Origin of the sequence: Caballeronia sp. (genome assembly GCF_049581465.1) — a bacterium.
In the GTDB taxonomy this organism is placed as follows: Bacteria; Pseudomonadota; Gammaproteobacteria; order Burkholderiales; family Burkholderiaceae; genus Caballeronia.
Genome location: NZ_JBAUSA010000622.1, coordinates 1 through 10784, shown reverse-complemented (window position 1 = coordinate 10784; position 10784 = coordinate 1). Strand labels below are relative to the sequence as shown.

At 61.8% G+C, this 10784-nt stretch carries 10 protein-coding genes and 1 pseudogene; 9 read left to right on the top strand and 2 right to left on the bottom strand.

Going from position 1 to position 10784, the window contains the following annotated elements:
• Together WCA53_RS15180 and WCA53_RS15175 are read right to left on the bottom strand one after the other, a co-directional pair.
• Positions 1 to 356 (bottom strand): hypothetical protein (locus tag WCA53_RS15180; protein ID WP_423911716.1); only part of this gene is annotated, 356 nt, incomplete at its 3' end.
• A gap of 192 nt (positions 357 to 548) precedes the next feature.
• Positions 549 to 1646 (bottom strand): NADH:flavin oxidoreductase/NADH oxidase, encoded by a 1098-nt coding sequence (locus WCA53_RS15175; protein WP_423911714.1) that lies wholly within the window; start codon positions 1644 to 1646, stop codon positions 549 to 551.
• Between the two features lie 85 nt (positions 1647 to 1731).
• On the opposite strand from WCA53_RS15175, the gene WCA53_RS15170 reads away from it, so the two are divergent.
• From WCA53_RS15170 to WCA53_RS15130, 9 genes and pseudogenes are all read left to right on the top strand, one after another.
• On the top strand, positions 1732 to 2034 hold the full coding sequence (locus WCA53_RS15170; protein ID WP_423911719.1) for an ArsR/SmtB family transcription factor: 303 nt from the start codon (positions 1732 to 1734) through the stop codon (positions 2032 to 2034).
• 51 nt (positions 2035 to 2085) lie between these two features.
• Positions 2086 to 3144 (top strand): substrate-binding domain-containing protein, encoded by a 1059-nt coding sequence (locus WCA53_RS15165; protein WP_423911712.1) that lies wholly within the window; start codon positions 2086 to 2088, stop codon positions 3142 to 3144.
• A 268-nt stretch (positions 3145 to 3412) separates the two neighbouring features.
• Positions 3413 to 4624 carry an ABC transporter substrate-binding protein gene (locus WCA53_RS15160; protein ID WP_423911708.1) on the top strand — a complete coding sequence of 404 codons (1212 nt, stop codon included), beginning with the start codon at positions 3413 to 3415 and terminating at the stop codon, positions 4622 to 4624.
• Positions 4625 to 4711: 87 nt separating this feature from the next.
• Positions 4712 to 5614 (top strand): carbohydrate ABC transporter permease, encoded by a 903-nt coding sequence (locus tag WCA53_RS15155; RefSeq protein ID WP_423911704.1) that lies wholly within the window; start codon positions 4712 to 4714, stop codon positions 5612 to 5614.
• A 1-nt stretch (position 5615) separates the two neighbouring features.
• Entirely contained in the window at positions 5616 to 6428 is an 813-nt protein-coding gene (locus WCA53_RS15150; protein ID WP_423911701.1) for a carbohydrate ABC transporter permease, read from the top strand.
• A 40-nt stretch (positions 6429 to 6468) separates the two neighbouring features.
• On the top strand, positions 6469 to 7566 hold the full coding sequence (locus tag WCA53_RS15145; RefSeq protein WP_423911699.1) for an ABC transporter ATP-binding protein: 1098 nt from the start codon (positions 6469 to 6471) through the stop codon (positions 7564 to 7566).
• A 108-nt stretch (positions 7567 to 7674) separates the two neighbouring features.
• Positions 7675 to 9996: an alpha-xylosidase gene (gene yicI, locus WCA53_RS15140; RefSeq protein WP_423911697.1), complete on the top strand. Its 2322-nt coding sequence runs from the start codon at positions 7675 to 7677 to the stop codon at positions 9994 to 9996.
• A 185-nt stretch (positions 9997 to 10181) separates the two neighbouring features.
• Positions 10182 to 10433 carry a hypothetical protein gene (locus WCA53_RS15135; protein WP_423911694.1) on the top strand — a complete coding sequence of 84 codons (252 nt, stop codon included), beginning with the start codon at positions 10182 to 10184 and terminating at the stop codon, positions 10431 to 10433.
• A 148-nt stretch (positions 10434 to 10581) separates the two neighbouring features.
• A pseudogene (locus WCA53_RS15130) lies at positions 10582 to 10784 on the top strand (sensor histidine kinase); the annotation flags it as partial.

The window sequence follows — 10784 nt, the reverse complement described above, 5'->3', positions numbered from 1 at the left end:
GTCGTAGCGTGCTTGGATGACGAATGCGTTGGCGACGCCAGCTGTTGCGCTTGGGCCTGCGTCTGCTGTTGCTGCTGTTGCTCCTGAGCCTTGAGCTCCTTTTTCATCAGGTCCTTGACCTCGGTTTCCACTTTCGCGCGCTCTTGTGGCGTCATGCTTGCCAACTGCTGCGGGGTAATGCCAAGCTGCGCGAGGATCGCGTTCTCCATCCGCTGCGCCGGGGTTTCCTTCACGTAGTCGGTCAATTCGCCGAGCACCGACTGGAAAGACGGGGCGTTGCTGCTGCCAGGGGCGTTTGACGAGGCAGAAGGAGTGGAATTGCCGGTGAATGACGAGGTGGCGCCGGGAACTTGCATGACGAACGATTTCCTGTGCGAAGTCAGAGCGGTTTGAGGGAATTGGAAAACGTGCAGTATCCCCCTTACCGTTTCTTACCAAATGCTCGAAGAAACGGCGATTTGCCCCCTATTTCTGACGATGAGTTGACACCGTGCCGCCACCCACGGAGTGAGTCCATTCAGGCGGCACGACTTGGCGGGGGCGTGTGCTCAGCTGACTGCGTAGCGTTCGAGCCAATGCGCGTACGGCGCAGGCAGTGTCCAGGAAGGACGTTCGATGCCGAGCTTGCGCGCGGCGTGATACGGCCAGTGGGGATCCGCAAGATGCGCGCGTCCGACCATCACGAGATCGAGCTGGCTGTCCTTGACCGAGCGTTCGGCGAGTTCAGGCGTATCGATTCCCCAAGCCGATGAGACCGGGAGCTGCGCCTCGCGACGTACGCGCTCGGCAATCGGCGCGAGGAACGCGGGCGCCCATGGAATGCTCGCTGCCGGCGTGGAGAAGCCGACGCTCACGTTCAGCATATCCAGCCCTCCACGTTTGAAGTTCTTCACCAGTTCGATGGATTCGGCGAGCGTTTCTTCATCGCGTCCGTCGTACTCGATCACGCCGAAGCGGGCCGTCAAAGGCAGATGCTCGGGCCACACCTTGCGCACGGCCGCCAACGTTTCCAGCATGAAGCGGCTGCGGTTCTCGAGGCTGCCGCCATACGCGTCATCGCGGTGATTGGAGTGCGTCGAGAAAAAGCTCTGGCCGAGATAACCATGGGCAAAGTGCAGTTCCAGCCATTCGAAACCGGCGTCCCGTGCGCGCCGGGCTGCCGCAACAAAATCATCACGTACGCGCGCGATGTCATCGATAGTCATCGCCTTTGGAACTTTAGGCAGGTGCGCGCCGAAGGCAACGGCGGAGGGCGCAATGGTCTGCCAGCCGCGCGTATCGTCGTCGGCAATATGGTCGTCACCTTCCCACGGCCGGTTGGCGCTCGCCTTGCGCCCTGCATGGCCGATCTGGATGCCCGGTACGGCGCCCGCAGCCTTGATGGAAGCGACGACCGGCACGAAGGCCTGTGCCTGCTCATCGTTCCAGATCCCGGTGCAGCCCGGCGTAATGCGGCCCTCTGGCGACACGGCCGTCGCTTCGACGATCAGCAACCCCGCGCCACCGCGTGCGAGGCCGGCGAGGTGCACACGGTGCCAATCGTTGATCAGGCCGTCGACAGCGGCGTACTGGCACATCGGCGGAATCGCGATGCGGTTGCGCAAAGAGACGTCTTTGAGCTTAAAGGGTTCGAATAGTGCAGACATCAGGCGGGTTCCGTAGATAAGGTCGTTCGATAGTTCGATGAAAATCGAACGATGCAGTATCGCAGAAACGTTTAACATCTGCCGGATGCGCATACATAACCATCCCGCCCCTGAGGACTTCGCCCTTGAGCGGATCTTCCAAGCTCTTAGCGACCCGGTGCGTCTTGACATCGTGCGGCATCTGTCTCGTGTGACGGAGGCCACCTGCGGTGAGCTCGACGGTGGCCGTCCGAAGTCGAGCATGTCCCACCATTTCCGCATACTGCGCGAGGCTGGCCTCGTTCAGACACGTGTTGCCGGGACCGTGCATCAAAACACGTTGCGACGTGCTGAACTGGACGCCAGATTCCATGGACTGCTAGATGCCATCCTCAAGCAAATGCCTTGACGGCCTAACCCGCTCCCGCAGTTAATATTCCAACACCTACCAGGCCACCGCATGGGTATTCGAAAGCTCGCGAGCGAGCTCAAGCTTTCCGTTTCGACCGTCTCCCGTGCCCTGAACGACAGCGACGAGGTCAGCGCTGAAACCCGCGCACGCGTGCGCGCTGCCGCGCTGCTGCAAGGCTATGCGCCGAACAAGGCTGCCGAGAGCCTGCGCAAGGGCCGCCTCGACATCATCGGCCTGATGCTCCCCGCGAGAAAAGAAGAAGAGAACTACACGCTCGGCATCTTCATGACCTTGGCCGATGGCTTGCAATCGGTCCTGTCGCAACATGGGATGGATCTCGTCATGTACGCGAGCAAGTCATGGGGCGATGAATTCGCCCGCTTGCGGCGCATCGTCGATCGCCGTCATGTCGATGGTGTGATCCTTGCCGGCACGCGGCGTCACGACGAGCGGCTTGACTATGTGGCGAGCCGCAATTTTCCGTTCGTCGCTTTCGGCCGTAGCGAATCGGGCGACGAGCACGCGTGGATCGACCTTGATTTCGAATCCGCCGCGAAGGCGGCCGTCGCGCGGCTAGTGGCGCTCGGGCATCGACGCATCGCGCTGGGCATTCCCGACAACGACGCCATGCAGGCGCATATCTATCTGCGCGCGTGGCAGGCGGCGATGGCGCAGCACGGCCTGGACGCGCGAGAGGACTATGTGCGGCGCGACGAGCTATCCGAGGGCGGTGGTTACCGGGTCACGCAGACGTTGCTGGAACTCGACCTGCCGCCGACCGCCATCATGTTCCAGAGCGACAGCATGGCGATCGGCGCTTATCGCAAGCTTTACGAACTGGGCAAGACGCCAGGACGCGATCTGGCGATCTCGGGCGGCGTGCTGGCGGGCGACCTGCCGGAATATCTGTCGCCGCGCCTGACCGGTTTCACACTCGATGCGTACGCGCTAGGGCAGCGCCTCGCGCAAGCCTTGCTCGCACAATTCCCCGATTTCGCCGGCGTCTATCGGGATGCAGCACGCATGCAGTCACTCTGGCCGCTGATCTTGCGCGAGCGCGACAGCGACCCGGCGCCGGCACCGTCGCCTTCGCGTGATGACCGCTAACAAGGGCCACGGCTGGCAATGCGCGCCGACTGCGCGGTTTTTTCGTTACGAATTTCGGCAAACGGGGTTGCGTTTTTTGAGGGTGACTTGACGCCACGCCGCCGACGCGCAAAGATTCCAGCGGGTTCCGGAAACGTTTCCGGAACCCGCTGGCGGCGAAGTCCTCACCGAATGCGCTTCGCCAGAAATTGAAAGAAACGGCTCGCGTGCAGTCCGACCGATGAGCCAGGCATAAGGCGCGGCCATATCGCGCTCAAATGGAGACTTCATGAAAAAACTACTCGCCGCGACCGCGGCACTCGGTATGGCATTCGCGCTCTCGGGTACATCGGTGCGCGCCGCGACACTCTCGGTCTGGGCGGTGGACGAGCCGGACAACTACACGGAAAAGATGGCGCAGGAATTCGCCAAGCTGCATCCGGACGTTCATCTGCAGATCCGCAAGGTCGGTTTCGCCGCGCTCAACGACGAAACCATGCGTGCTGTGATGTCGGGCAGTGTGCCGGACGTCGTGCCCATCGATAACCCGAACACAGCCATGTTCGCGTCGAAGAACGCGTTGCTCGACCTCGGACCATATCTGGCGAAGTCGAAGGTCATCGACGAGAAGCAGATCTACCCGGGACCGCTCAACAACGCGAGCTGGAACGGCAAGGTCTATGCGATTCCGCGCGGCACCAACACGCTTGCGCTGTACTACAACAAGGACATGTTCAAGGCGGCGGGACTGGATCCGAACAAAGCCCCGCAAACCTGGGATGAGCTGTATGCGGACGCGAGCAAGCTGACCAGCGCGCAGAAAAACGTGTACGGCCTCGCGTTTTCGGCGATCAACAACGAGGAAGGCGTGTTCCAGTTCCTGCCGTTCATCCAGGCTGCGGGTGCTGATTGGAGCAAGCTGAACAATCCAGGCGCAGCGCAAGCGGCGGCCTTCTGGCAGAAGCTGCTCGACGCGAAGCTGGCGTCACCGGATACGCTGACGCACACGCAATCGGAAGCGGCGGCGACCTTTATCAACGGCAATGCCGCGATGGTGATCGACGGACCGTGGGAATTGAACGCCGTCGATACGGGCGCGAAGTTCAAGTGGGGCGTCGCATTACTGCCGACCGAAAAGGTGGGCGGCGCTCGCGCATCGGCGCTGGGTGAGCAGAACCATGCGATCTTACGTGGTGCGAAGGACCCGGATACGGCGTTCCAGTTCCTCGAATACATGTACTCGCAGCGCGGTCGTGACTGGAACGAGTTCGGGATGTTGCCGCCGTCGAAGGACACCACGACGCCGAATCCGAAGTGGGAGCAGGCCTACGCCGTGTTCAACGAACAGATGCAGTACGCCCGTCCGCGCGGGCCGAATCCGCAATGGCCGAAGGTGTCCGCCGCGATTTCGACCGCGATGCAGTCGGTGCTGACCCATCAGGCAGCGCCCACGGCAGCCATGGATACCGCCTATAAGACGGTGCAGGGCATTCCCCACTAAGCACGTCACCTTGTCGCACGCCGGTTCCCGGCACGCCATGTCGGGCGTGCCGGGCCGGGCCATGCACACCCGTCGACCAAGAAGTCCATGAAAACGTTACTGCGCCGCTTTCCGCGCGCCAATACCTTCGAGATCTCGCTGGCCGTGTTCGCCCTGCTTTATCTGCTGGTGTTCGCAGGACTGCCACTCATCTACAACATCGTGCTGTCGTTCCAGCAGGTCGACCTGATGGCGCCCGCGACGCTGCTGCGCCCGTTCGTCGGGCTGGAGAACTATCGGGATGTGTTCAGTCGTCCGGAAGCGCGCCAGGTACTCGTCAACACGGTGCTGTTCGTCGGTCTTTCGCTGACGTTCCAGGTCGCTATCGGGTTCCTGCTCGCGCTGCTCTTTGCCCAGGACTTTCCGTTTGCCAGCACGATGCGCGGCTTGTTCCTGGCTGGCTGGATCATGCCGGGACTCGTGGTCGGCGTCATATGGAAGCTGATTTTCGCGGGCGACTATGGCGTGCTGAATCACATCCTGATGCAGGCGCATCTGATAAACGACAAGATTTTTTGGTTGTCCGATCCCGCCTGGTCGCTGTACGCAGTGGTCGCGGCCAACGTCTGGCTAGGCGCGCCGTTCAACATGTTGCTGCTCTCGGTCGGGCTCGCCGCGATTCCTGCGGACCTGTACGAAGCGGCCGAACTCGACGGCGCCAACCCACTGCAGCGCTTTTTCAGCATCACCCTGCCGATGATGAAAACAACCCTCGGCGCAGTGATCGCGCTGGGCGCCATCATGACGATGCAGCAGTTCGACCTGATAGCAGCCCTGACGCAGGGCGGCCCGGCGAACTCCTCGCAAGTCGCGCAGTACTGGTCATGGCAGTTGTCGTTGCAAACCTTCGAGGTATCAGCCGGTTCCGCCGTCGCCACGTTGATGCTGTTGCTGGTGCTCGTCGTCGCGGTGATCTACGTGCGCTCGACACGCAACGAAAGGATGGTCTGAGATGAAACGCTACGTCCTTTTCGCGATTGGCTTGTGCGTGACCACGGTCTATTTGTTCCCGCTGTACTGGATGTACATCACCGTGTTCAAGAGCGCGAGCGAGATGTTCCAGTACCCGCCGACCTTCTGGCCGCAGCATCCGGTTTCCCACCTGTGGCAGGTGTACAGCGACAGCGGCATGGGCAAGTTCCTGTGGAATTCGTTCGTGACGGCGAGCGGCACCGTGGCAGTGACTGTGCTCGTCGGCACCGGCGCGGCGTATGCGCTGGCGTTCGTGCAGAACCGCTGGACCAGCGTGGCCATCTTCACCGTACTGATTTTGCAGGCGCTGCCTTCGAGCCTGATGGTGACGCCCATCTTCACGGCGTTCAAAAGCCTCGGATTGCTGGAGACACCGCGCCTGGCCGTCGTGATCGCGCAGATCACGAAGACGCTGCCGTTTTATATCGTGCTGTGCCGTCCGAGCTTCGTGCAGGTGCCGCGCGAACTGCGGGACGCAGCGCTGGTGGATGGCGCTTCGCCGATGCGGGCATTCTTCAGCGTGGTACTGCCGCTGGCGATGAACGGCATCCTCGTTTCGGCGATCCTGGTGTTCCTGCAATCCTTCGGCGAGTACGTGTACGCCCGCTCGCTGATTCTGGATGACCAATATCAGACGGCCACGGTGGGCCTGTCCGCATTCGTCGGCGCGACGAAGATCGACTGGATCGGAATCATGACCTACTCGGCCATTTTCGTGACGCCCGTCCTCATCGCTTTCATGCTGCTACAACGCAGGATCGTCGCCGGCCTCACCGCCGGGGCGCTCAAGTAACGCATACGTTTTGCCGGCGAACGCCGGTCGGAGAACCACTTTGGATCGCATTCAGATCGAGCGTCTAAGCAAGAGCTACGGACCTGTGCAAGTGTTGAAGGACATCGACATCCGCGTGCCGGAACGGTGTTTCGTCGCGCTGATCGGGCCATCGGGCTGCGGCAAGTCCACATTGCTGCGCACCATTGCTGGCCTCGAACAGATCAGCGGGGGCACCCTGCGCATCGACGGCCAGGTCGTCAACGACATGCCGCCACGCAAGCGCGACGTGGCAATGGTGTTCCAGAGCTATGCGCTTTATCCGCATATGAACATCGAGAAGAACATGTCCTATTCGATGCGCCTCAAGCGCATCGCGCCGCAAGTGATCCGGGACAGCATCGACAGCGTGGCGGCCACGCTGGGGCTGGACCGTCTGCTGGACCGCATGCCACGTGCGTTGTCCGGTGGTCAGCGTCAACGCGTGGCGATGGGACGGGCGATCGTACGGAATCCGAAGGTATTCTTGTTCGATGAACCGTTGTCCAACCTCGACGCTTCGTTGCGCGTACACATGCGCTCCGAGATTCGCAAGCTGCATCAACGCCTGGGCGCCACGTCGATCTACGTGACGCACGACCAGATCGAAGCGATGACGATGGCCGACCACGTCGTCGTGCTGCGTGCGGGCCAGGTCGAACAGCAAGGCGCGCCGCTGACCTTGTATAACCAGCCGGGCAATAAGTTCGTTGCGGGTTTCATCGGTTCGCCGTCGATGAACTTCATCGAGGCTGTCATCGGCCCGGACGGCCACAGCGCGCAGTTCGGGGGAGCCACGCCGCAGACGCTCGACCTGGGCCGTACCTTGGCTGCAGGCACGGCCGTCTGGCTCGGCCTGCGTCCCGAACATCTGCAACCGCGCCACAGTGAGCAGGGCATGAGTGGCGAACCCCAAGAGCACTTCCTCCGGGGCGTCGTCGACACGGTCGAGAGTACCGGATCGATGACGTTCATCGGCGTGCAGGTTGACGGCGTCGAACAGACGGTGCTGATCTCGCATGCCGGCGTGGGCGTCGTGCGAAGCGGCGAGACGTTGAGCCTCGGTATCGCCCGCGAGCATATCCATGTCTTTGACAAAGAGACCGAGCGCGTACTGTAGTCCGCGAAGGCGGCCGGTTCATACCGGGTGAGTGCCCGCATACCCATTTACTGTCGTACCGCCTTCGGGCGGAAACGATTCCGACGACCCTGCAACGAGACTGTCCGTATGAAAATCAATGACGGCAACTGGTTGATCCGTGAAGGCCTTGACGTGATGCATGCAGTGCATCTGCACCATGTCGAGGTCGTCGGCGATCAACTGCTGATACATGCAGCACCTCGCGATGTATCGAGCCGCGAGCGGCAACTCGATACAGGGCTCCTGACGTTGCGCTTTTTCTCACCGCAGAGCGGCGTGATCGGCGTGAAACTCGAGCATTTCAGCGGCACCCGGGAGACCGGCCCACATTTCGCGCTCAAGCGCGAAGACGTGGCAGTAGTCACGCGAAATACCGACGACGAAGCAAGCCTCACCAGCGGAACGCTTACGGTGCGCATCGCGAAGACCGGCGATTGGGCCGTGGACTTCCTGCGCGATGGCCGGCGCATCACCGGCAGCACCCTGCGCGCTTGTGGTCAGGTGAAGGACGCCAATCAGCAGGGCGCCGCGTTCATGTTCGAGCGTCTGGACCTCGGCGTCGGGGAGAATGTCTATGGCCTGGGCGAACGCTTTACGGCTTTCGTGAAGAACGGGCAGGTGGTCGAGAGCTGGAATCGCGACGGCGGGACCGGCACCGAGCAGGCCTATAAGAACGTACCGTTCTATCTGACCAATCGCGGCTATGGCGTGCTGGTGAACCACCCGGAAAACGTCTCGTTCGAGGTGGCCAGTGAGAAGGTCGCGAAAGTGCAGTTCAGTGTCGCGGGCGAGGCGCTTGAGTACTACGTGATCGACGGTCCCACGCCTAAATCTGTGCTGGATCGCTACACCCGCCTCACCGGCCGCCCTGCGCTGCCGCCCGCATGGTCGTTCGGACTGTGGCTCACCACGTCGTTCACCACCGACTACGACGAAGACACGGTGAATCACTTCATCGACGGCATGGCGCAGCGGCGCATCCCGCTGCATGTGTTCCACTTCGACTGCTTCTGGATGAAGGCCTTCCACTGGTGCGATTTCGAGTGGAACCGCGCCACCTTTCCGGACCCGCAAGCGATGCTGGCGCGGCTCAAGGCGCGCGGCCTGAAGATCTGCTTGTGGATCAATCCGTATATCGCTCAACCTTCTCCGTTGTTTGCCGAAGGCAAGGCAAAAGGCTACCTGCTGTGCAAGCCGAATGGCGATGTATGGCAATGGGATCGCTGGCAACCCGGCCAGGGCATTGTCGACTTCACCAATCCGGCTGCCTCTGACTGGTACGCGGGACATTTGCGACGCCTGCTCGCGATGGGCGTGGACTGCTTCAAGACGGACTTCGGCGAGCGGATTCCGACCGATGTCGTCTACCACGACGGCTCCGATCCGCAGAAGATGCACAACTACTACAGTTACCTCTACAACAAGGTGGTGTTCGACGTGCTGTGCGAAACGCGTGGCGTGGGCGACGCGGTGGTGTTCGCGCGCTCCGGCACGGTTGGCAGCCAGCAATTGCCGGTGCATTGGGGCGGCGATTGCAGCGGCACGTATGAATCGATGGCCGAGACGCTGCGGGGTGGGTTGTCGCTGGGTCTGAGCGGCTTTGGTTTCTGGAGCCACGACATCAGCGGCTTCGAGCATACCGCTCCCGCCGATGTTTACAAGCGCTGGAGCGCCTTCGGCCTGCTGTCGAGTCACAGCCGCCTGCACGGCAGCAAATCGTATCGCGTACCGTGGCTTTTCGACGACGAGGCGGTCGACGTGGTGCGCCATTTCACCGAGTGGAAGTCACGCCTGATGCCGTATCTGTTCGATGCTGCCACCCAGGCGGTCGAGCAGGGCACGCCGATGTTGCGCGCGATGCTGCTGGAATTCCCGGACGACCCGGCCTGTGATTATCTGGACCGCCAGTATCTGCTTGGCGATGCATTGCTGGTGGCGCCGGTATTCAATGCCGAAGGCGACGTGGACTTCTATCTGCCCGCCGGACGCTGGACCCATCTGCTTACAGGTGAGCAGCGTGATGGCGGTCGCTGGCTACGCGAACGGCACGGATTCATGAGCCTGCCGCTCTACGTGCGGCCCAATACGCTGCTTGCGCTGGGCACCGAGGATCAGCGTCCCGACTACGACTACGCCGCGAACAGCGAGCTGCATCTGTTCGAGCTGGCCGATGGCGCGACCGCCGCCGTGACGTTGCGGGACTTGGGCGGCTCGCCGGTGACGCAAGTGAGCGTCGCTCGGCACGGTGACAGGCTGCACATTCGTCATGAGGGGGTGAAACGGGCGCTGCCCCTGGTGTTGCGTCAGACGCGCCACCTGCAGGACACAGGCTTGCCGGAGCAGGGGGGAGAACTCGGCGTGAGCCTCACTTTACCGGCAGGCGACGGCGAGTTCAGCGTGCGTATTTGACGACAGCCGAATGTCGCGGCTCAGTGCTGCATGAAGGCGCACCACTGGCCGGGGTTTCCCAGAGAGGGCGTTCAGTCTATCCTTCGATGCCTGCAGCGAGTACCCGCTCATCCGTGAGCGCAATCACGCTGCGCGCGTCTGGCTGGCTATCGTGCGCACCCATCTTACGTAGGAAAATCAAATCAATGAAGACGACGAGAATTTCGGTCATCCTGTTCGTGCTGGCCGTGCTCAGCCCGCTGGCGCATGCGAGCGTGGCTACAGGTGCCCACGATTTCGAGAACGATGTCAAGACGGCAGGAAGGACGACCGGGCATGCTGTGCGCGATGCCGCGCACGCGGTCGGCCACGGTACGAAGCAGGCCGGCCATGCCGTTGCCGATGCAACAAGGCACGGCTATCACGCGACGAAGAAGTTCGTGACAGGGCACGGATAAGGGTCGCTATGCGGCCACCGAGGACCGTAATGGCCGCCTGAAACCCGCCGACAACAAGAGCGTCAATGGCCGTTTCCGCCCGTCACAACATGAAGACCAGCATAGTTGATGCAGAATGTCGGTTCGACTGCGACCCGACGGACTTAAGATGCAAATTTTACCGGCATCACCCGACTCACGGGAGGCGCTGGCACGAGACATCGGTGCCGTCTCGCGCATTGGAGCAGTCCCGTCAATTCTTCAGATGATCTGCGACGAAACCGGGATGGGATTTGCCGCAGTGGCCCGGGTAACGGACGCCACGTGGACAGCTTGCGCCGTCCACGACAAAGTGAGCTTTGGCCTGAAAGC